This is a genomic window from Chryseobacterium sp. AG844, assembly GCF_003182335.1.
Lineage (GTDB): Bacteria > Bacteroidota > Bacteroidia > Flavobacteriales > Weeksellaceae > Chryseobacterium > Chryseobacterium cupriresistens.
In genome coordinates, this window is sequence record NZ_QGTV01000007.1 from 173,721 (window position 1) to 197,185 (window position 23,465).

Consider the following 23,465-nt stretch of genomic DNA (forward strand, 5'->3'; position numbering starts at 1 on the left):
TATTCCAAATGCAGGGAAAGAGAGTCCGTCTTTCCACAGATACTACAAAAAATGGGGAAAAACACACCAAAAAAATAATCATAAAAAGCTAATTTTTATTGATTCTAAATTACCGGTTTAACTCATTTTCATCCTACTTTTAAGCTGATAAATTTCATGCTTTCTTGTTTATTCGCTAAATTTGCAAATTGAGATAATAATGCAAAAATGAATTTACCTGAAAGTTATATTCCAATCCTTATCCAGGCTGGTGTAGCAGTAGGATTTGTAGCAGTTTCTTTGCTTGGGGCACATTTCTTGGGGCCACAGCAGAAAAAAGGAAACTCTGTAAAAAACCAAAGCTGGGAATGTGGGGTTCCTGTAGAAGGAAATGCCAGAACACCGTTTTCTATCAAGTACTTCCTGACTGCGGTATTGTTCGTACTATTCGATATTGAAATCGTATTCTTTTATCCTTATGCTGTCAACTTCAGAGAATTCGGTATGGAAGGATTCCTTGCCGTACTTACATTCGTTGCGATATTCTTCGTAGCGTTTTTCTATGTCTGGAAACGCGGTGCGCTGGATTGGGATAAATAAAGTAATTATAAATTTTAATTAAACATTTTAGATGGTGATTTTAAGTTATGCCATTAAGAATTAATTTAAAATCTAAAATTTAAAATCTAAAATCATCTACAAGATGTCAGATAAAAAACCAGTAATAAGAACAGATGCACCTGCTCCCGAAGGCTATGAAGGAGAAGGGTTTTTCGCAACAAAACTGAGCAGTGTAATCGGGATGGCAAGAAAGTTTTCACTTTGGCCGTTACCCTTTGCAACCTCTTGTTGTGGTATCGAGTTTATGGCTACCCTGAACCCGACATATGATGCTTCAAGATTTGGTATGGAAAGAAACTCTTTCTCTCCAAGACAGGCAGATATGCTGATGGTTTGCGGAACTATATCAAAGAAATTAGGACCTGTCCTGAAAGAAGTGTACACTCAGATGGCTGAGCCGAAATGGGTGGTAGCAGTTGGAGCTTGTGCTTCCAGCGGTGGTATTTTTGATACGTATTCTGTACTTCAGGGAATTGACAAGATTATTCCGGTAGACGTTTACGTTCCCGGATGTCCTCCAAGACCTGAACAGATCATTGAAGGTGTAATGCAGGTACAGGCTCTTGCAGAAAGCGAAAGCATCAGAAGAAGAGACATGCCTGAATATCAGAAATTATTAGATTCTTACAACATAAGCAACTAAACGGAAATGACAAACGAATTTGTATTAGAAGCAATCACAAGAGAATTTCCGGAATCTGTTATTTCAAGTTCAGAACCTTATGGAATGTTGACTATTGAAGTGAAGAAAGAAGATATTAAGAAAATCATTCACTATCTGAAAGATTCATCACTGGAATTTAATTTCCTTACGGATATCTGCGGTATTCACTATCCTGAATTCCCTGAAAAGGAAATTGGTGTTGTATATCATTTGCATAATATGATGGCCAATTTCAGATTACGTCTGAAAATCTTTATGTCCAGAGAAAATATTGAAGTAGACTCTCTTGTAGATCTGTATGTAGGAGCTAACTGGATGGAAAGAGAAACGTTTGATTTTTATGGGATTAAATTTAAAGGACACCCGGATCTGAGACCTATCCTGAATATGGAAGACCTGGGATACCACCCAATGTTGAAGGAATATCGCCTTGAAGACGGTACAAGAACCGACAAGAACGATAGTATGTTCGGAAGATAAAAAAGCGAATGGCCAATGGCAGCTAGCCAATAGCCAGAAGCAAATAGCTAAAAGCAATCATTATGAAAGATAACTCATTATCTAATATACTAAACCAGTACGAAAGTAAGGAACAGATTGACGGACAATTATACACCCTGAATCTGGGACCTACCCACCCTGCTACTCACGGGATTTTCCAGAATATCTTAACGATGGACGGAGAAAGAATCCTTCACGCAGAGCAAACCGTAGGATATATCCACAGAGCATTTGAGAAAATTTCTGAAAGAAGAAACTATTCTCAGATCACTACCCTTACGGACCGTATGAATTACTGTTCTGCACCCATCAATAACTTAGGCTGGCACATGACAGTAGAAAAACTGATTGGCGTAGAAGTTCCAAAACGCGTAGACTATATGCGCGTTATCCTGATGGAGCTTGCCAGAATCGGTGACCACCTGATCTGTAACGGGGTAACCGGAATGGACTCAGGAGCTATTACAGGTCTTACTTATATGTTCATCGAAAGAGAACGTATTTATGATATGTATGAGCAAATCTGCGGAGCCAGAATGACAACCAATATGGGAAGAATCGGAGGTTTTGAAAGAGATTTCACTCCTAAATTCCATGAGCTGATCAAGGATTTCTTAAAAACTTTCCCACCAAGATTCAAAGAATTCTGTACTTTATTAGAAAGAAACAGAATTTTCATGGACAGAACCATCGGTACAGGAGCTATTTCTGCCGAAAGAGCTTTAAGCTACGGTTTCACAGGTCCTAACTTACGTGCAGCAGGGGTAGATTACGATGTACGAGTTGCGCAGCCTTATTCTTCATATCAGGATTTCGACTTCATTATTCCGGTAGGAACTTCAGGAGATACTTACGACCGTTTCATGGTTCGTCAACAGGAAGTCTGGGAATCAATCAAAATTATCAAACAAGCATACGAAAATCTTCCGGAAGGGCCATTCCATGCGGATGTCCCTGATTTCTATCTTCCTGAAAAGGCAGATGTATACCAGAAAATGGAAGCATTGATCTACCATTTCAAAATCGTAATGGGAGAAACCGATGTACCGAAAGGAGAAGTTTATCATGCTGTAGAAGGTGGAAACGGAGAATTAGGTTTCTATCTTGTGAGTGACGGAGGAAGAAGTCCTTACAGACTTCACTTCAGAAGACCATGCTTCATCTACTATCAGGCATACCCTGAAATGATTACAGGTTCTGTAATTTCAGATGCCATTGTAACGATGTGTAGTATGAATATTATTGCGGGAGAATTAGACGCATAAAAAGAAGATGTCAGACATCAGATTTCAGATGTTAGACTCTTCGCTTTATATATAAATTTAAAATCTGATGTCTGAAATCTGGCATCTGAAATCTTAGATAAAAAATGAGCGAAACAATAGCTTTTAAACCGGAAAGTTTAGCACAGGTACACAAAATTATCGCAAGATATCCTGAAGGAAGACAAAAATCTGCTCTTCTTCCTGTACTTCACCTGGCACAGAAAGAATTCGGAGGATGGTTAGATGTTCCTGTGATGGATTATGTTGCCGGACTATTAAGTATCCAACCGATCGAAGTATATGAAGTGGCTACTTTCTATACGATGTTCAATATGAAGCCGGTAGGTAAATATGTACTGGAAGTTTGCAGAACAGGACCTTGTATGGTTTGTGGAAGCGAAAAAATTCTGGATCATATCAGAACCAAACTGAACATTAAGGATGGAGAAACTACTGAAGATGGTATGTTTACTTTAAAACCAGCTGAATGTCTTGGAGCATGCGGATACGCACCCATGATGCAGCTAGGGAAATTCTTTCATGAAAATTTAACGATAGAAAAAGTAGATGAAATCCTTGATCTTTGCAGACAGGGACAAGTTGCTTTAGACTAATAGAAATTTTAAATTCTACATTTTAGATTTTAAATTATTCAGTTATTTTCTTTAATAATTATAAAAAGCTAGAAGCCAATGGCCAATAGCGAAAAGCATAATAAACAATGAGTAAAAAACTTTTACTTAAAGACGCACATATAGAAGGTATCCGCTACTTTGAGACTTACCGTAAACAGGGAGGTTATACAGCAGCTGAAAAAGCCTTGAAGATGACTCCGGACGAAATTCTTGAAGAAGTAAAAGCTTCAGGACTGAGAGGTCGTGGTGGAGCTGGATTCCCAACAGGAATGAAATGGAGCTTTCTGGCCAAACCTGAAGGTGTTCCAAGACACCTTGTTGTGAATGCGGATGAATCTGAACCTGGAACATTCAAGGACAGATATCTGATGGAGTTCCTTCCTCATTTATTGATTGAGGGAATGCTAATTTCTTCTTACTGTTTAGGATCCAATACTTCTTATATCTACATCCGTGGAGAATATTCGTGGATTCCGGATATCCTTGAAGAAGCTATTGAAGAAGCTAAAGCAGCAGGATTTTTAGGTAAAAATATTTTAGGAACCGGTTTCGATCTTGAAATCTATGTACAGAGAGGTGGTGGAGCATACATCTGCGGTGAAGAAACGGCATTGCTTGAGTCCCTTGAAGGAAAAAGAGGTAACCCGAGATTAAAACCACCATTCCCGGCTGTAAAAGGTCTTTGGGAAAGACCAACAGTGGTAAACAACGTTGAATCCATTGCGGCAGTAGTTCCGATCATTGATATTACAGGTGCTGAGTATGCTAAAATCGGAGTGGGAAGATCTACAGGTACGAAATTGATTTCTGCTTGTGGGAACATCAACAAACCGGGTGTATACGAAATCGATATGACGATCACTGTAGAGGAATTCATTTATTCTGATGAATATTGCGGTGGTATTAAGGATGGTAAAAAATTAAAGGCTTGTATTCCTGGAGGAAGTTCTGTTCCGATTGTTCCAGCAAATCTATTGCTAAGAACCGTGAACGGAGAGCCAAGATATATGAATTATGAATCATTGGCAGATGGTGGTTTTGCTACCGGAACCATGATGGGTTCAGGAGGTTTCATCGTTTTGGATGAAGACCAGTGTATTGTAGAACACACCATGACATTGGCGAGATTCTACAATCACGAAAGCTGCGGACAATGTACACCTTGCCGTGAAGGAACGGGATGGATGTACAAGATTTTAAAGAAAATCGAGAAAGGAGAAGGAAAAATGGAAGATATCGATCTGCTTTGGGATATCCAGAGAAAAATCGAAGGAAATACGATTTGTCCGTTGGGTGATGCAGCAGCTTGGCCGGTTGCAGCAGCGATCCGTCACTTCAGAGATGAATTTGAGTGGCACGTGAAAAACCCAGAGTTGTCTCAGACACAAAATTATGGATTGGCACATTATGCTGACCCTATCCCGGCTGTTGAAAAGAACGCATAAGTAAAAGATGAAAAAATTATTGGTGGTCGGCTTAATGATGTCGAATTTTGTATTTGCACAGAATAAAAAAACTGATACTGCAAATTATAACAGATCCATTGAAGAGGATTTATCATATTTAGTAAGTGAGAAAGAGCAGATTAAAGCTGAGAGAAAAGAAAAGCCTTTACCATTAAGCAAAAAAGGTCAGGTTTTCGTATTTTACGGTTGGAACAGAGCCGCTTACAGCAATTCTGACATCCACTTTACTGGAAACGGATACGATTTTCAGCTGAATAATGTAAAGGCACAGGACAGACCTACAAAATTTGGAATTGTCTATTTTGATCCGAGCTGGTTTACTGTAACACAGTATAACTTCAGAATAGGATATTTTATTAAAGACAATTTAGCATTGGTACTTGGGATAGACCACATGAAATATGTAATGGATCAGAACCAGACTGTAGGTTTCAAAGGTCATATTTCAGATCCTGAGTATGCAGCAATGGTTCAGAACGGGCAGGTTAATCTTGCAGATGAGAAGTTCCTTACTTTCGAACATACAGACGGGCTTAATTATGAAAACTTAGGTCTAGAGAAATACAAAAATCTTGTTCATAAGAAAAATATAGATTTAGTATGGTCTTATGGAGCCGGAATCGGATTTATGTTTCCGAAAAGTAATGTAAAACTTTTTGGTAACGAAAGAAGTGACCGTTTCCACGTTGCAGGTATGGGAACCGATATCAGATCCAGTCTTAACCTTGTATTCTGGAAAAACTGGATGCTGAGATTAGAAGGAAAAGCCGGTTATATCAATATGTGGGATATTAAAACTACATTAAATAACAAACCGGACAAAGCACGTCAGGATTTTGTTTTCGGACAGGTTCTTGGAGGAATTGGATATACATTTAATACAAAGAAATATAAATAACAAAGCCTATTGCTTAACGCATAAAGCTTAAAGCATATCATATGAGCGAAGAAGTTAAAAAATTCAAAATAACTATAGACGGACAGACTACCGAAGTTTTGCCTGGTACTTCTATTCTGGAAGCTGCAAGACAAATTGGTGGTAAATCTGTGCCTCCTGCAATGTGCTACTACAGCAAGTTGGAAACCAGTGGAGGGAGATGTAGAACTTGTCTGGTAGAAGTTTCTAAAGGATCTGAAGCAGATCCTCGTCCTATGCCAAAATTAGTAGCAAGCTGCAGAACTAATGTAATGGACGGTATGGAAGTAAAAAATCTTACTTCTGAGAAAGCTCAGGAAGGAAGAAAAGCCGTTACCGAATTCCTATTGGTAAACCACCCGCTTGACTGCCCTATCTGTGACCAGGCAGGAGAATGTCATCTTCAGGACTTAGGATATGAGCATGGTGTTGAAAATACAAGAACAGAATTCGAAAGAAATACTTACGAAGCTGATGATCTTGGACCGAACATCAAATTAAATATGAACCGTTGTATTCTTTGCGCAAGATGTGTACTGACAGCCAACCAGCTTACAGAAACAAGAGAACACGGTATCCTTTTCAGAGGAGATCACGCTGAAATTTCAACGTATTTAAATAAAGCTTTAGACAATGACTTCATCGGAAACGTTATCGATGTTTGTCCTGTAGGAGCATTAACAGACAGAACAGCCCGTTTTGCCAGCAGAGTTTGGTTTACAAAACCAATGAACGCTTCTTGTAAATGTGATAAGTGTTCAGGAAAAGCTGTAGTATGGATGAAAGGTGACGAAATTGTAAGAGTTACTGCCAGAAAAGACCAGTGGGGAGAAGTGGAAGAATTCATCTGCGATACATGCCGTTTCGAAAGAAAATCTTTATCAGACTGGAATATCGAAGGTCCCAGACATATCGACAGACATTCTGTAATTTCATTGAACCACTACGAAAAGCCAAAAGACGAACTAAGAGTTTTAGACAATCCGATGGCTAAAGAAATCAGTGAAAAAGACGAAAAATAATTAATAAGACATCAGATTTCAGATACCAGACTTCAGACAGCAAATTAAATCTGACATCTAGCATCTGACATCTTAATATCTAAATAAAAATGGATTTACTTACATTTAAACTTATACTTGTACTAGCACTTTTTCTGCTGTCACTTACGATTGCAGCCTACTCTACCTGGGCAGAAAGAAAAGTTGCCTCTATTATGCAGGATAGAATTGGTCCCAACAGAGCCGGACCTTTCGGATTGCTGCAGCCTCTTGCTGACGGTGGAAAGTTTTTCTTCAAAGAAGACTTTACACCTGCCAATGCAGAAAAATTCCTTTTCGTATTAGGACCAGCGCTGGTAATGTTTATTTCATTGATTACAGGAGCTGTTATTCCTTGGGGTAAAAGTTTAAATATTGCAGGTACTTCTTTTGATCTTCAGGTAGCAAACATCGATGTTGGTGTACTTTTCATCATCGGTATGGCTTCCATCGGGGTTTACGGAATTATGATCGGAGGTTGGGCTTCGAACAACAAATATTCATTACTAGGTGCTATCCGTGCTTCTTCTCAGATGATTTCTTATGAATTGGCGATGGGATTAGCACTTCTTTCTATCATTATGATGTCTGGAAGTTTGGATTTAAAAGAAATCACTGAAAGTCAGACTACAGGAAAATTATGGGGAGTTATTCCATGGGTTTCAGGATTGAACTGGAACATTTTCTACCAGCCGATTGCATTCCTTGTTTTCTTTGTAGCTGCTTTGGCAGAAACCAACAGACACCCGTTCGATTTACCTGAGTGTGAATCTGAATTGGTAACAGGATACTCTACAGAGTACTCTTCCATGAAGTTAGGTTTATATATGTTCGGAGAATATGTGAACATGTTTATTTCCAATGCGTTCATGGTAGTTCTTTTCTTCGGAGGATATAACTATCCTGGTATTGAATGGGTAACTCAGAACTGGGGTGAAAATGCTGCAGGAATCTTAAGTATCGTAGCATTCCTTACGAAAACAGTAATCGGAATTCTGATCTTCATGTGGATCAGATGGACACTTCCAAGATTCAGATATGACCAGCTAATGCACTTAGGATGGAAAACACTAATCCCTATGGCATTGGTAAACCTATTAATTACAGGAGCTGTAATTTTAGCGTTCCAGTAAATTTGAGATTTGATGTTTGAAATTTGAGATTCAACGAATTGACTTTAAATTAGTAATTTTAAGAGTAATAATTTCAAATATCAAATACATGGCAACGATAAATAATTTTGAAGATTTAGAAATATGGCAGCAGTCAAGAAGTCTTTGCCAATTGATCCAAAAAGAATGTTTGTTGAATCCAAAATTTCTAAACCACGATAAAAACCAGATTGACAGGTCATCTGCATCAATTATGGATAATATAGCTGAAGGGTTTGAAAGAGAAGGTAATAAAGAATTTATAAACTTTCTTACCATGTCTAAAGGTTCTGCTGGAGAAGTTCGTTCTCAATTAATCAGAGCTTTTGACCGAAATTATTTAGATGAAAAAGTTTTTAATTTTTTAAAAAACCAAACAATATCTTTGTCTAAACAGCTGTCAGGATTTATAAATTATTTGAAGATGACAGACCACAACGGAAATAAATTTAAAAGAAATAATAATTAATAATTAAAGGTTTGAGAGATAAAATCTTACTAATAAATTTCAAATCTCAAACTTCAAATTTCAAATTATATAATGAAATTAACTAACAGATCAAAAGTTGTTTCCAATAAAGAAATGACCCTTGCTGAAAAAATCTACCTTCCTGCGATCTTTACAGGAATGGGGATTACATTTAAGCATGCTGTAAGAACCGTGATAAAGGGTGCTCCCGCAGTATATTCGTATCCGGAAGTACAGAAGCCAAGAACCACTATCTGGAGAGGCCAGCACGTTTTGAAAAGAGACGAAGAAGGCAGAGAAAGATGTACAGCTTGCGGACTTTGTGCGGTAGCTTGTCCTGCAGAAGCCATTACAATGACTGCTGCTGAAAGAACTAAAGAGGAAAAACATCTTTACAGAGAAGAGAAATACGCTTCAGTATATGAAATCAATATGCTAAGATGTATTTTCTGTGGTATGTGTGAAGAAGCTTGCCCTAAATCTGCCATCTATCTTACCGACAGATTGGTAGACGTGGAAACCAACAGAGGTTCTTTCATTTACGGAAAAGATAAACTAGTTGAAAAAATAAATGAAAGGATTGATATCACGACAAGACAATCCGAGAAACAAAAAAATGCGGTAAAATAATGGATCAGTTTTTATTTTTCTTGGTGGCGTTTTTAGCAGTGGCAAGTGCTGTTTACTTTGTATTTGCAAGAAATCCTCTTTATGCTATTTTGTCATTAATTGTTACGATGTTTTCAATTGCCGGAATGTACATTCTTCTCAATGCACAGTTCCTGGCAATCATCCAGATTATTGTTTACGCAGGTGCCATCATGGTACTTTTCCTTTACATCTTAATGATGCTTAACCTTAATAAACAAGACGAAAGTAAGAAGAACAATACTTTAAAATTTGTTGGAGTTTTTACGGCAGGTCTTCTTTTGGTAGGTGTATTAGGAGTTTTCAGAGGAGTAAAAGACAATCACATTGTTGTTGAAAATGTAGACAGAGGGGTAGGTCTTACGAAAAATCTGGGTAGACTTTTGTTTAATGAATATGTTTTACCGTTTGAGCTTGCTTCCATCCTAATTCTGGCAGGTATTGTAGGCGCGGTATTAATCGGTAAAAAAGATTTATAAAATTATGGGAGAAGTAAATACATTTATACAAAGCATCCCTTTGGACTACTTCATCATTCTTTCATCAGTATTGTTCTGTCTGGGAGTAATGGGAGTATTGCTTAGAAAAAATGCTATTGTGATTCTGGGCTGTGTAGAGCTTATGCTGAATTCTGTAAACCTTTTATTGGCAGCTTTTTCAGCATATAAAGGCAACGGCGACGGACAACTTTTAGTTTTCTTCATTATGGTGGTAGCAGCGGCTGAAGTAGCAGTAGGTCTGGCAATTATTGCGATGCTATATAGAAACACCCGTTCTGTAGATGTGAGTATATTTAATAAATTAAGAGGATAAGAATGGAGAATCTAGTATATGCAATAGTACTTTTACCACTTTTAGGGTTTCTTATTAACGGGCTGTTCGGGAAAAATCTTCCAAAAATATTGGTAGGATCTCTGGCTACTGCTGTAGTTTTCGGATCTTTCTGTATTGCAGTAAGCCTTTTCATGAATTTCAATTCTGAAAGCCAGCCTGTCATTGTAAAAGCTTTTGAATGGTTTAGAGTCAACGGAGTTCAGATTAATTTTGGATTCCAGATTGATCAGCTTTCTTTAATGATGGTAATGATCATTACGGGTATCGGTTCACTGATCCACTTATACTCTATCGGATATATGAGTCATGATAAAGGATTCTACAAGTTTTTTACTTACCTGAATCTTTTCATCTTCTCGATGTTACTTTTAGTAATGGGAAGCAACTACCTTATCCTGTTCATTGGATGGGAAGGTGTAGGTCTTTGTTCTTACCTGTTGATCGGATTCTGGTATACCAACGAAGAATATGGTAAAGCAGCAAGAAAAGCTTTCATCATGAACAGAATTGGTGACCTTGCGTTATTGATCGGTATCTTCATGATCGCTTCTCAAACCAATGCTGTAGATTATCTTTCTGTAGCAGAAAACGCTTCAAAATTTGAATTAGACGGAACAGTGATTATCTTTATCACAGCGAGTTTATTCATCGGTGCTACCGGTAAATCTGCTCAGGTTCCATTATATACATGGTTACCGGATGCGATGGCGGGACCAACTCCTGTATCAGCGTTGATCCACGCGGCAACGATGGTAACAGCAGGTATCTATTTGGTAGTAAGATCCAATTTCTTATTTACTTTAGCACCAACTGTACAGGGAGGAATTTTATTCATCGGCTTCTTAACCGCTGCTTTGGCAGGGTTCTATGCACTTCGTCAAAACGATATCAAAAAAGTGTTGGCTTATTCTACTGTTTCACAGCTTGGATTTATGTTCATCGCTTTAGGTCTTGGTGCCTATACAACAGCAATGTTCCACGTAATGACACACGCATTCTTTAAAGCGTTATTATTCTTAGGTGCAGGTTCTGTAATCCATGCTATGAGCAACGAACAGGATATGCGTTTCATGGGAGGCCTTAAAAAATATATTCCTCTTACCCACGCTACATTCCTTATCGGAACATTAGCCATCTCAGGTTTCCCTTTATTATCGGGTATGATCTCTAAAGACGAAATTTTAGTAGCAGCTTTCGCTAAAAACCCGATTTACTGGGTAATCTTATTTGTTTTAGCGGCAATGACTGCAACGTATATGTTCAGACTATACTACCTGACATTCCATGGAGAATTCAGAGGTACTGAAGAACAGAAACACCACTTACATGAAAGTCCGTCAAATATGACATTACCATTGATCGTATTGGCAATTCTTTCTGTAATCGGAGGTTTTATCAACCTGCCACACTTCATCGGTCACGGGCATTATGCCAAACTGATGGAATGGTTAAAGCCGGTTCTTACGGAACAAAGCTACAGCCAGATGGAAGCTACTCTTTCAGGAGTACCTTTCAATACTGAAATGATCTTATTAGCAGCTACAGTCTTGATGTTTTTCACTGTATGGTTCATCGTTAGAAATACTTATGTAAGTAAGAAAAAGATGGCTGTTGCAGAGGAAAACTATACCGGATGGGAAAAGCTTTCTGCTAAGAAATTATACGTTGACGAACTTTACAACGCATTGATTGTAAAAACTGTTGAAGGATTAGGACGCGGAGGAAAAATGTTTGATAAGGGTATCTTAGACCGTTTTGTAAACTTTGTAGGTGATGGTGCTGAAGACAGCGGAAAAGCTATGAAGCGTGTACAGAACGGAAATGTAGAGACATATATCCTTATCATGTCTTTAGCGGTGGGAATTATATTAATTGTTAACTTTTTATTACAATAATAATGTCTTGTTTGTTATTAACATTATTACTATTACCTCTAGTAGGTTCGGGATTAGTTTTTGCCTGGAAGAATAATTCCAGCAAATATTTGGCGCTTGGAATTGCATTGGTACAAATGCTCCTTACGTTCTACGTACTTTCGGATTTTGATTTTACTCCGACAGTAGACAGCGTATTGCAGCATGAGATCAATTATCCATGGTCACAATTTATGAAGAGCTCTCTTCACTTCGGTATCGATGGAATGAGCATGCTTCTTTTATTACTGACCAATATTCTGGCTCCAATCATTATTTTATCATCTTTCAACGAAAATCTAAACTATAGAAATACATTCTACGGACTGATTCTATTGATGCAGTTTGGTCTTGTAGGAGTATTCACTTCTTTAGACGGATTGTTATTCTACATTTTCTGGGAAGTAACTTTGATTCCAATTTGGTTCATTGCCGGACTTTGGGGACAAGAGAATAAAAGGTTTGAGTTCACTACGAAATTCTTCGTATATACATTCGTGGGATCATTATTTATGTTAGCCGGATTGATCTATGTGTACAACCACTCTGCATCATTCGCTTTAACTGATCTATACAATGCACAGCTTAACGAAGTACAGCAGACTGTGGTATTCTGGTTTATTTTCTTTGCTTTTGCAGTGAAATTACCGGTATTCCCTTTCCATACATGGCAGCCTGACACCTATACCTACTCTCCTACTCAGGGATCCATGTTATTATCAGGGATCATGCTGAAGATGGCAGTATATGGTGTAATGCGTTATTTACTTCCAATCACTCCGCTTCCGATTGCCGGAATTTCCGGACAGATCGTAATTATTCTTGCTATTGTAGGAATTGTTCACGGAGCTTTGATCGCTATTATCCAGACGGATATGAAGAGAATCATTGCATACTCTTCCTTCTCTCACGTAGGATTGATGGTAGCAGGGATCTTCGCTTCAGCAGTAGTTACTTTAAGAGGAACTTTCAATGTAGAAGGTGCTGAAGGAGCTTTGGTACAGACATTTGCTCACGGTATCAACGTGGTAGGATTATTCTACTGTTGTGATATTTTATATAAGAGATTTAAATCAAGAGACATCAGACAAATGGGTGGTCTAGCTAAAGTAGCACCTAAGTTTGCGGTGTTGTTCCTGATCATTATATTAGGTTCAATGGGAGTTCCATTAACCAATGGATTCATCGGGGAATTTATTTTGTTGAAATCGGTTTATGATTTTAACGGAACAGCAGCAGTCATTGCTGGTCTTACGGTAATTCTTTGTGCGGTATATTTATTAAGATTCTACGGAAAAGCAATGTTTGGAGAAGGAGATGAAGCCGTTTTAAGTACAGCAAAAGATTTATCAGGCGTAGAATTTTCTGTATTGGCAAGTTTAGCGGTTTTTGTGATTTTACTAGGTATTTTCCCACAACCGGTAATCGACATGGTGAGTAGTTCGGTGAAGTTTATCTACCAATCAATGGTAAGTTAATTTGATATTTTAAGAAATGAGTGTTTTAATTATTGTTTTCCTAACGGCAGTTATTGCGTTATTTTCAGGAGTTTTTGAACAAGGAAAATTCGCAAGATACATTGGGATTTTGGGATTAATCATCGCATTGTACGTAAGTTTTATGCCGGAATGTTCGTTTTTCGACCATTACAAGCATATGTATGAGTACAGTGACAATACCGCATTATTCACTAAAATATCAATCGTAACAACTTTATTGTTATTCTTCCTGGGCGGTTTTGCTTTCAGCAACCACAGAAGCCACCAGTCAGAATTATATGCATTGATGCTATTCGCATTATGTGGAGGGATCATCCTTTTCGGATACCAGAACCTGGTGACGATGTTCTTAGGAGTTGAGATCCTTTCTATTCCATTATATGTAATGGCTGGAGCTAACAAAACTGATCTGAGATCCAACGAAGCTTCTATTAAATATTTCCTTATGGGTGCATTCGCAACAGGTTTCTTACTGTTCGGGATTGCGTTCATCTATGGAAGTGCAGGAAGTTTTGATCTGTACAAAATCCACGACTTTGGAGTAGCAAATGCTGGAAATGTAATGTTCATCTTGGGTGTATTACTGATTCTTTGTGCATTGGCATTTAAGGTAGCTTTAGCTCCTTTCCACATGTGGAGCCCTGATGTTTACGCAGGTTCTCCTTCATTAATCACAGCTTTCATGGCGAGTGTAGTAAAGATCTCAGGATTCTTTGCGCTGTTCAGATTGATGACGCTTGGTTTCGCGGGAGTAACTCACGAATGGATTAATGTTTTAGGTGTATTCTTAATCATTACATTACTTTTGGCAAACGTTATGGGTCTTGCTCAGACGAATGCAAAAAGAATGCTGGCATACTCTTCAGTTTCCCACGCAGGATATATCGGATTGGTATTCTTTGGAATGACAAGCCTTTCTACTTATAACCTTGCCTTCTATCTGTTTGCTTATTCTTTATCTACAGTAGGAGTTTTCATGTGTCTGATCTGGGTAGAGAAATTAAAAAGAGAAACTTCTTTCGGAGCTTTCAAAGGATTGGCAAAAACAGAACCTTTACTGGCGACAGCAGCAACGATCTCAATGCTTTCAATGGCAGGAGTTCCGTTAACAGCTGGTTTCATGGGGAAATTTGCTTTATTCTCCCAAGCGATGAACGGTGCTGCATTCTTAGTACTGGTAGCTGTGTTAGGTTCTGCCCTATCCATTGCTTACTATCTAAGACTGATCATTGCAATGTTCTTCTTTAAAGAATCAACATTCAAATCATCAGAAAAAGTAACTCTTACATACAATATCATTGCAGTAATTGTTATTGCCCTGATCATCATCCTTGGAGTTTTCCCGGATCTATTTGCAAAAATGTTCGGATTGTAAAATCTGAATTTTAAGATATAAAAAGCACAACTCGTCGGTTGTGCTTTTTTATTATCCTTCAAATAATGAATTTCTCATCCCAAAAACTTTAATTTTTATTTATCTATAAATCTATAATCTGTCTGTATAAAAAAACAGTAAAGAATTATAAAATACCTTGCAGAGTTTCCCAAAGCACCTGCAAATTATATACAATAAAATAAAAATTCCACACGATCAATATTCTGCTTTTTTCATAACTTTACTTTAAATTTTTCAGCTCTTGGCTAATCTCTATAAAAAAGACTCTCCCTTTCAGGTTTATATATCATTCAAAAAATATTTGGATGTTCTGGAACATATCCGGTATAATGACAGACTGGAATACAGGGTCAATTATGCAGAGTCCTTACTAGAGAGCACCCGAAATTTTAAAGACCTTAGAGAAGGCTTCCAGGATACAGCCCTTCTTGAAAAATACGATGACCTCATCAGACTGCTTCTTGCCGACCTTTTCCCGACAGGTCTCACCAGAAACGAAATAAAAGCGGCAAGTATTCCGCTTTCCAACATTACCTTCAACTATACCGAAAGGTTTAAAGATATTCTGAAAGATGCCGGAAAAGACTTTGAAATAGAACTCAGGAATATTTCAGATAACGAATTCTATGTATTTTGCTGCTGTCTGATTCTTCAGAGCTATTTCAAAAAAGATATTAAAAGTACACTTCCGTTTTATTATGACATCCCGAATAAGCAGGGAATCATGAAGCATTATAAAATTACGGTCAATTCAGATTTTACGGAAATTACTCCTACAAAAGATGCCAAAATTCCATCTGATGATATTCTGGATATGCTTTTGGAAAATCTTGATGATTTTAAACTCTGGAAAAAGTATTTCCCTTCACAATCGTGGATACTGAAAGGATTTACCATTATTTCACTGGTAGACTGTACCTCTGAAGTGGCCCTTTCCGATCTGAAATCAAGCATGATTGAAATTGATCCGGAAAATATGAATCCCAATGAAAATCTGACTGAAATTTTCAAATCCTATTTTGATGTTCCAGAATTGAGCTTCGGACTGATGACGTTCAACAAAAAGGAACAGAAACTGGATAAACTTCCGATTTACGAAAGTCTTCTCACAAATCACATTCTTGATTTCTGGATCAATGCATTTGATGAAGAAACCCGCAAGAGTACTTTTAATAATTTAAATCATAATTCAAAGCCTGTAGTTGTTTCCAATGTAAACAACCTGGAAGAGAATGTCAAGATGCTTCCTTCCTTCAGTATTTTAAAGGATAATAATGTGAACAGCTTCATGGTAATTCCTATCATGAAAGACGGCGAGCTCCTTGCCATCATGGAATTCACCTCTCCTATTGCCGGAAGTTTCAATGGTTTAAAGCTTAAAAAACTGGAGTTTTTTACCGATATGGTTCTCTTCTCTCTGAACAGGTTTTACTTTGAGAAAAACTATCAGATAGAAGCCATTATCCAGCGTGAATATACCACGATCCACGACAGTGTGGTCTGGAAGTTCAGAAATGAAGCTGAGAAATATTTTACGGCGTCACTCGGAAAAAAGATATATACTTTAAAACAGATTGCATTCAAAAATCTTACCCCGTTGTTTGGGGTTTCGGATATCCGTTCTTCTTCTGAAAAGCGTTTTAATCTGATGCTGCAGGATCTCAACCAGCAGATTGAATGGCTGAATGAAATTCTGACACTCACCAACTCGGATTCCGAAAAATTTATACTGGCACTGGATGTTTTTGAAAATGAGATCAACAATGAGATCAAAGCGGATACGGAACAGCGTTTTCAGAGATTGTTAAGAGAAGAAATTCATCCTTTTTTACAGGGAAAACTGGAAATTAAAACGTCCAGGGAAATAAAAGCAAAGATCAAAGACTATTTCTCCCACATTTTTACTTCTACGGATCTGTTTTATCATCACAGAAAAAATCTTGATGATTCTATCACGCTTGTTAACCGAAAACTGGCAGATATGCTGGATGAAAGCCAGGTAAAAGCACAGGAAATTTTTCCGCATTATTATGAAAGGTTTAAATCTGACGGTGTGGAACATAATCTATATATTGGTTCTACCATCGCTCCTGAGCTGCACTATACTTCAAAAGTAGTCCACAAACTGAGATACTGGCAATTGAAAACCATCTGTAAAATGGAACTTGAATTTCAGTCGTTCAAAAAGTATCTTCCGGTACCACTTGATATTGCTTCACTGATTTTCGTCTATAATGAAAAAATAGACATCCGTTTCAGAATGGATGAAAAACGTTTTGATGTAGACGGAGCCTACAATTCCTATTACGAGATTATTAAAAAACGTCTGGATAAAGCCCATGTGAAAGATTCTTCAGAGCGTATCACCGCTCCCAGAAAAATCACTATTGTCTATTTCGGAATGGAAAATCAGAAGGAATATTTAGATTATATTTCCAAACTCCAGAAAAAAGGGGTTTTACAGCATGACGTAGAATTTTTAAGAGTAGAAGATCTGCAGGGAATCACGGGATTGCTGGCGTTAAGGGTTTCCTTTACACTTCCACAGGAATAAAATGATGCTTCTTTAATCCACAAAATAAGTATCCGGCTTCTTCAGTTCGCCCTGAGGAATTCCTGCCTGCTCAAAAATAGAAAACTCAATCGTACGGCAGATGCTGTTCAACGCAAGATCATTTTCCTCTTCACCAAAAGGCTCTCCAATCTCCCGAATAATAGCATCAAGAGCAATAAAGGTATAACTGATCAGCAGAACGATCAATGGCATCATCCATCCCAACGTATCTACCAGCCCGAAAGGAAGCCAGAAACAATATAAATAAACAGTACGATGCAGCAAAACGCTGTAAGCAAAAGGTAATGGTGTATTGTAAATCCTCTCACATCCGCCGGAAATATTAGAAAACTGATTCAGCTGATGATCCATAGAAGTCATAACAATGGTATCTATATTTCCTTTTTTATTCTGTTCTTTGAGCCAGTCTGCAATAAAACCAAGAATAATATTGGGAATAAATTTCTTGTTCTTCACCTGTTCCAATTGTTCTGGTGAAATCAGTCTCTCAAGATGTTCTGTACCAGATTTATCTCTCAGCTGAAAGTTCAGTGACCATGCAAATGCAGAAATCAGCTTGATGATTTTCTCTTTTTCCTCTTTAGCTTCAGACGAAGAATCGTTTACCAGCGATAGGATCTGTCTTGTAAGGGATCTGGTTTCAATGACCAGTAATCCCCAGAGTTTCCGCCCTTCCCAGAAACGGTCATAGCTTGCAGAATTACAGAATCCCATAAAAAATGGCATGCCAGTCCTATCAATGTAAAAATGGTAGGATTAAGATGCACTTTATAGTCAAAGATTTTTCCTTTGAAAAAGTAAATAGCCAGAGAAAACAGCGTGATAATGGTAAGCTGAACAACAATTTTCTTTAATACGGATCCTCTCCATATAAATAACATTTTCAGTCAATTGGTACGCTGTCTGACGATCATTTGTATGTTTATTAATTAAAGACTAAGAAAAGCCGCCCCGAAAGATAAAACGGAAATAATAATTCCAGCCATAAAAATCTTGTAGGTAATGGATAAAAGCTTATACTTCCTGTTAAGAACTTTCCCGAGATAATACAGATCCTTCACCATTGAGTCATAAATATAATCCCTGTCTTTAATAAGGTCTTTCATGGCATTATTATAATCGTCAAACAACATCTGGTGAAAGTTTCCAAAGAACAATAGGTTTACTTTTCTGTTGGCAATATCCTGAGAAGTAAATGTTGATTTGGTTACATTCGGTTTTGTAGACAGAATCGCAAATATGATCGTCAGTACACTTGACAGCAATAGTATGAAACTTGGAAGAATCAGATGTGAATTTTTAGGAGCATCCAGCTTCGGAACCAGTACGGAAAGGCATACTGAAATAATAATGGCATTTACAGATAAAAGAATATTGGCTTTACTGTCTGCAATATCACTCAGTCTCGTATGATTATTAAGGGTCACCCTGAATAAGGTATCTACACTTCTGTCCGATTTTTCCTTTTCTTTTTTACCTTCTGAAACCTCCTTTTTACTTTCTTTCTTCTCTTCTTCTTTTTCCAGCTTCTTTTCGATTTTTTTGATGTTTTTCTTTTTCAGAGGTTCCCAGTTTTCCTTGGCATAATCCGTGTAAAAAGTATGCTTGTTCTTCAGCATATCCAGATTTCCGGCATTCCATTCTTCATTGGAAAAACATCTTACATTCGTCAGTTCCCATTCTTTTCTCAAAGCATCGGAAATATCACTGTAATCATGACCTGCAAAATGGCTGAAATCGGCATCCTTTACGATTTTTTCCAGTAAATTCTGAGGTTCATAATGAATTTTGGTAGCCAGAATCAGTTTTTCAACGTCTGCAATATAGTTTTCAGGATAATTCTCCTGATGTAAAAAGGCTTTCATCACTTCCACACTTCTTTCCTCATGGTTCAGGGCACATTCTATATACCCCGTATCATGAAACCATAATGCTACGAGTACCTTCTCCTGATCTTCCTCAGAAACAGGAGTATTTTTCATGATTTCCTCAGCCTTATTAACGGTATAGGCAGTATGGATAAAATTATGATAAAAATATACTGAAGATAACTTATCTTTGAATAAGATTTCAACATAATTTTTAGCTTTTTGTAAAATGCTCATCCCTGAAATTTTGTTAATGTAAATTTATGAATTTATCCTTTAAAACTCATCTAAAAAATACTTCTATTGTTCTTAGAACAGTAATGTCCGCAGGAGTCCTTTATTCCTGTGCTACCTATAACGTGCAAAAGGGCAAAAACTTATTTGAAGTAAAAGATTCCGAAATAAAATCCGATAATGATTTTAAACTCTTTCTCATTGGAGATGCAGGAAACGCAGATGAACCTCAAGCACAAAAAACACTGAATTTACTGAAAAGTAAGCTGGATTCTGCCGACAGCAATTCTATGCTGATCTTTCTGGGCGATAATATCTACCCTAATGGTATGCCCAAAGAAACAGATAAAGATTATGCCCTGGCAAAACAAAAACTGGAAAATCAGCTAGCTATCACCAAAAATTTCAAGGGAAAAACATTAGTAATTCCCGGGAACCATGATTGGTACAATGGACTGGAAGGATTGAATACCCAGGAAGGACTTGTTAAAAAATATCTTGATGATAAAAAAGCTTTCCTACCAAAAAACGGCTGCCCGATTGATGATATCAATGTTTCCAAAGATATCAAGCTCATTGCCATCGATACAGAATGGGTAATAGCGAACTGGGATAATTATCCGGGAATCAACAAAAACTGCAACATCAAAACCCGTGAAGATTTTTTCACCGAGTTTAAAGATCTGATCATAAAAAATCAGGGAAAAAAAATAATTGTTGCCCTACATCATCCCATCATCAGCAGCGGAACACATGCAGGTTTTAATTCTGCAAAATCCCATCTTTTTCCTTTAAAGAGTAAAGTTCCTGTTCCTGTAGTGGCAAGTGTCATCAATATATTGAGAAGTTCCTCAGGAGCCAGTCCTGAAGATATTAATAATCAGCATTATGCAGACTTAGCCAACAGACTGAAAAGTATTGTTCAGGATAAGGAAAATATTATTTTCGTGTCCGGACATGATCATAACCTGCAATATCACGAAGATGGAAACCTGAGACAGATTATCAGTGGAGCAGGCTCTAAAACAGATCCCTCTACCATTGTAGAAAAAACAGACTTTTCCTACGGAGGAAGTGGTTTTGCGGTTTTAAATTTCAGAAAAGATGAAAGTACAGATGTTGAGTATTTTTCAACCAAAGATGCACAGCTTCAAAAACTCACTCATATTTCCGTGATTTCCAAACCGGATGTATTCGTCAATAATTTCCCTAATTCTTTTCCACCCACATTTTCTTCCACCATTTACCCGGTAGCGCTTACTGAAAAAAGAAAGTTTTACCGCTGGCTTTGGGGTGATCATTACAGAAGATACTACGGAATTCCTATTGAAGCACCAACAGCTAATCTTTCGGAATTGAACGGAGGATATATTCCTTTCCGGGAAGGTGGAGGAAATCAATCCAACAGTTTACGGTTGAAATCTTCAGACGGACAGGAATTTGTGATGCGTGGAGTGAAAAAAAGTGCGATCCGCTTTCTTAACAATATGGCTTTTCAGAAAAGTACATTAGGAGAAGAACTTGCAGATACATTTCCTGAAAAATTCCTGCTGGATTTTTACACAACCAATCATCCGTTTACCCCTTTTACGATTGGAAACATGTCGGAAAAGCTGGGTATTTTCCATAGTAATCCAAAGCTGTATTACATTCCTAAGCAGCAAGCTTTGGGAAGGTATAATGAAAACTACGGGGACGAAATGTACATGATTGAAGAGCGTTTTTCTTCAGATCCTAAAACATTGGCTTATCTGGATCATGCAAAAGATATCGTTTCTACAGATGATGTACTAAAAAATCTTAACAAAAGCGATAAATATTCTGTTGACAGAGAATCTTATATCAGAGCAAGGTTGTTTGATATGCTTATTGGTGACTGGGACAGACATTCTGACCAGTGGAAATGGGCAGAATATGAAGCAGGTGATAAAGTAATCTATAAACCTATTCCTAAAGACAGGGATCAGGCATTCAGTAAATATGATGGTGCAGCCTTCAGAATCATTATGAATGTTCCTGCCATTCGTCACATGAAAACCTTTACAGAAGATATCAGCAGTGTAAAATGGCTCGCTATGGAACCTTATCCGATGGATCTTGTATTCTTAAAAGGTGCAGACCAGAATGAATGGGAAACGCAGGCAAAGTATATTCAGGAGCATCTCACCGATGCGGATATTGATGACGCTTTCCACAATCTTCCGAAAGAAGTGCAGGATGATACCATTGCTGAAATTCAGAGAAAACTTAAAATAAGAAAGACGAAACTTCAGAGCTATGCCACTCAGTATTATGATGTACTGCAGAAAAAAGTTCCTTTGGCAGGAACGGTAAATCCTGATAAGTTTGTCATCACCAAAAATGGACATTCCGTCCTTGTACAGCAATATTATCTGGGTAAAAATAAAGATCAGAATGAACTTGTTTTTGAAAAAACCTATCATGATTCAAAAACAAAAGAATTATGGATCTACGGACTGGAAGATGATGACACCTATGTAGTAACCGGAAGCGGAAATCCTAAAATGACGATCCGACTGATTGGTGGATATAATCATGATACCTACAACGTTGCAGATGGAAGAAAAGTGAAAATCTATGATTTTAAATCCCAGAAAAACACTTACAATTCCGGAAATGCAACCAAAAACATTACGGATGATTATGACATCAACAGCTATAATTATAAGCATCCTAAATATAATTCCGTTGCCGGATATCCAAACCTGGATTACAACCCGGATGACGGTGTGATTGTAGGCGTTCTGGCCAATTACACAGTAAATAATTTTATCCGTGATCCATTTACTCAGAGGCACAGTTTAAAAGCTAATTTTTATACGGCAACTGCAGGATTTAGCCTTACGTACAAAGGTGTATTTAAAAAAGCAATCTCAGGCTGGGATATTAACCTTGATGCATTCTATACGACTCCAAGGTTCTCTCAGAACTTCTTTGGACTTTCCAATGAAAGTGAGTATGATAAGGAAGACACAGAAAGAGAATACAACAGAGCCAGAATTTCCAAGTTCAACTTTGCTCCTTCCATCTCTCAAAAGAGCTGGATGAACCTCAGCCACCAGTTTCAACTGACTTTTGAAGATAATAAAGTACAAAGAAAAGCTGACCGTTTCATCAACCAGTCTCCGGATGTGAGACCTGGCGTATTCAACAGCCAGCAGTTTGTTGGAGCCAACTATACCTTTGGTTATAAAAATGCTGATAATACGGCCTTCCCTACTCTTGGACTGGAATTTATGCTGAATGCAGACTGGAAAGCAACTCTTTCTGATTTTAATAAGAATTTCGTAACGGTAAAAGGAAAACTGGCCATTGACCACAGGATTGATAAAAAAGGGAAATTTGTATTCGCCAATTCCAGCAATGTGATGTGGATCAATAACAATAATTTTGAATTTTATCAGGCTGCAGCTATCGGAGGTAATAATGGAATGAGAGCCTTCAGAAACGAAAGATTCTCAGGAAGATCCTATTTCACCAATAACTCAGAAATCCGATGGGATTTTGGAAGGGTAAGAAATAATATTGCTCCCGCCAACATGGGAATTCTAATAGGATACGATACTGGCCGTGTATGGAATGACGATGAAAATTCCAGAAAATGGCATCAGTCTGTGGGTGCAGGAGTATGGCTGAGTATTGTGGAAATGATGTCTGCAAGATTAAATTATTTCTATGGTTCAGATGGTGGAAGAATTTCTGCCGGGGTGGGAATGAAATTTTAATCTGGTCCATTAAAAAAATTAATTCTCAATTTTGAATGAGTACCA

General features: G+C 37.6%; 19 protein-coding genes and 1 pseudogene. 18 read left to right on the plus strand and 2 right to left on the minus strand.

Features of this window, described 5'->3' with window-relative positions:
- The first annotated feature begins 207 nt into the window (after nt 1-207).
- The 17 genes from DEU40_RS09635 (at nt 208) to DEU40_RS09715 (ending at nt 17,551) form a co-directional block, all read left to right on the plus strand.
- The gene (locus tag DEU40_RS09635; RefSeq protein ID WP_034693436.1) at nt 208-579 is read left to right on the plus strand and encodes an NADH-quinone oxidoreductase subunit A; all 372 of its coding nucleotides are present in this window, start codon (nt 208-210) and stop codon (nt 577-579) included.
- A 103-nt stretch (nt 580-682) separates the two neighbouring features.
- Nucleotides 683-1,243, plus strand: a complete 561-nt coding sequence (locus tag DEU40_RS09640) for an NADH-quinone oxidoreductase subunit B (RefSeq protein WP_002983540.1) — start codon at nt 683-685, stop codon at nt 1,241-1,243.
- A 6-nt stretch (nt 1,244-1,249) separates the two neighbouring features.
- The gene (locus tag DEU40_RS09645; protein ID WP_110009632.1) at nt 1,250-1,744 is read left to right on the plus strand and encodes an NADH-quinone oxidoreductase subunit C; all 495 of its coding nucleotides are present in this window, start codon (nt 1,250-1,252) and stop codon (nt 1,742-1,744) included.
- A gap of 62 nt (nt 1,745-1,806) precedes the next feature.
- On the plus strand, nt 1,807-3,030 hold the full coding sequence (gene nuoD / locus DEU40_RS09650) for an NADH dehydrogenase (quinone) subunit D (RefSeq protein WP_002983543.1): 1,224 nt from the start codon (nt 1,807-1,809) through the stop codon (nt 3,028-3,030).
- 104 nt (nt 3,031-3,134) lie between these two features.
- Nucleotides 3,135-3,644: a complex I 24 kDa subunit family protein gene (gene nuoE, locus DEU40_RS09655; protein WP_062675585.1), complete on the plus strand. Its 510-nt coding sequence runs from the start codon at nt 3,135-3,137 to the stop codon at nt 3,642-3,644.
- A gap of 107 nt (nt 3,645-3,751) precedes the next feature.
- Entirely contained in the window at nt 3,752-5,110 is a 1,359-nt protein-coding gene (nuoF, locus tag DEU40_RS09660) for an NADH-quinone oxidoreductase subunit NuoF (protein WP_089697000.1), read from the plus strand.
- Nucleotides 5,111-5,117: 7 nt separating this feature from the next.
- Nucleotides 5,118-6,029 carry a hypothetical protein gene (locus tag DEU40_RS09665; protein ID WP_110009633.1) on the plus strand — a complete coding sequence of 304 codons (912 nt, stop codon included), beginning with the start codon at nt 5,118-5,120 and terminating at the stop codon, nt 6,027-6,029.
- A gap of 41 nt (nt 6,030-6,070) precedes the next feature.
- Nucleotides 6,071-7,069, plus strand: a complete 999-nt coding sequence (locus DEU40_RS09670; RefSeq protein ID WP_062675587.1) for a 2Fe-2S iron-sulfur cluster-binding protein — start codon at nt 6,071-6,073, stop codon at nt 7,067-7,069.
- A gap of 89 nt (nt 7,070-7,158) precedes the next feature.
- Entirely contained in the window at nt 7,159-8,220 is a 1,062-nt protein-coding gene (nuoH, locus tag DEU40_RS09675; RefSeq protein ID WP_110009634.1) for an NADH-quinone oxidoreductase subunit NuoH, read from the plus strand.
- 88 nt (nt 8,221-8,308) lie between these two features.
- Nucleotides 8,309-8,707: a four helix bundle protein gene (locus tag DEU40_RS09680; protein ID WP_110009635.1), complete on the plus strand. Its 399-nt coding sequence runs from the start codon at nt 8,309-8,311 to the stop codon at nt 8,705-8,707.
- A 72-nt stretch (nt 8,708-8,779) separates the two neighbouring features.
- A complete protein-coding gene (locus DEU40_RS09685; RefSeq protein ID WP_002983553.1) occupies nt 8,780-9,337 on the plus strand; it encodes a NuoI/complex I 23 kDa subunit family protein in 558 nt (185 codons plus the stop codon).
- Nucleotides 9,337-9,834 carry an NADH-quinone oxidoreductase subunit J gene (locus DEU40_RS09690; protein ID WP_034693417.1) on the plus strand — a complete coding sequence of 166 codons (498 nt, stop codon included), beginning with the start codon at nt 9,337-9,339 and terminating at the stop codon, nt 9,832-9,834. Before DEU40_RS09685 ends, DEU40_RS09690 begins: the two co-directional genes overlap by 1 nt.
- A 4-nt stretch (nt 9,835-9,838) precedes the next feature.
- Nucleotides 9,839-10,168: an NADH-quinone oxidoreductase subunit NuoK gene (gene nuoK / locus DEU40_RS09695; RefSeq protein ID WP_002983557.1), complete on the plus strand. Its 330-nt coding sequence runs from the start codon at nt 9,839-9,841 to the stop codon at nt 10,166-10,168.
- Nucleotides 10,169-10,170: 2 nt separating this feature from the next.
- Entirely contained in the window at nt 10,171-12,084 is a 1,914-nt protein-coding gene (gene nuoL / locus DEU40_RS09700) for an NADH-quinone oxidoreductase subunit L (RefSeq protein ID WP_062675589.1), read from the plus strand.
- Nucleotides 12,085-12,086: 2 nt separating this feature from the next.
- Complete coding sequence (locus DEU40_RS09705; protein ID WP_110009636.1) at nt 12,087-13,580, plus strand: NuoM family protein; 1,494 nt, start codon at nt 12,087-12,089, stop codon at nt 13,578-13,580.
- 16 nt (nt 13,581-13,596) lie between these two features.
- Entirely contained in the window at nt 13,597-14,976 is a 1,380-nt protein-coding gene (locus DEU40_RS09710; RefSeq protein ID WP_110009637.1) for an NADH-quinone oxidoreductase subunit N, read from the plus strand.
- A gap of 262 nt (nt 14,977-15,238) precedes the next feature.
- Nucleotides 15,239-17,551: a GAF domain-containing protein gene (locus DEU40_RS09715; protein WP_110009638.1), complete on the plus strand. Its 2,313-nt coding sequence runs from the start codon at nt 15,239-15,241 to the stop codon at nt 17,549-17,551.
- A 12-nt stretch (nt 17,552-17,563) separates the two neighbouring features.
- Here the strand turns inward: DEU40_RS09715 and DEU40_RS09720 are convergent.
- Together DEU40_RS09720 and DEU40_RS09730 are read right to left on the minus strand one after the other, a co-directional pair.
- A pseudogene (locus DEU40_RS09720) lies at nt 17,564-18,453 on the minus strand (bestrophin family protein).
- Between the two features lie 48 nt (nt 18,454-18,501).
- Nucleotides 18,502-19,677 (minus strand): Pycsar system effector family protein, encoded by a 1,176-nt coding sequence (locus DEU40_RS09730; RefSeq protein ID WP_110009641.1) that lies wholly within the window; start codon nt 19,675-19,677, stop codon nt 18,502-18,504.
- Nucleotides 19,678-19,703: 26 nt separating this feature from the next.
- Between DEU40_RS09730 and DEU40_RS09735 the strand changes: the two genes are divergently transcribed.
- Nucleotides 19,704-23,420 carry a metallophosphoesterase gene (locus tag DEU40_RS09735; protein ID WP_110009642.1) on the plus strand — a complete coding sequence of 1,239 codons (3,717 nt, stop codon included), beginning with the start codon at nt 19,704-19,706 and terminating at the stop codon, nt 23,418-23,420.
- Nucleotides 23,421-23,465: the final 45 nt, after the last annotated feature.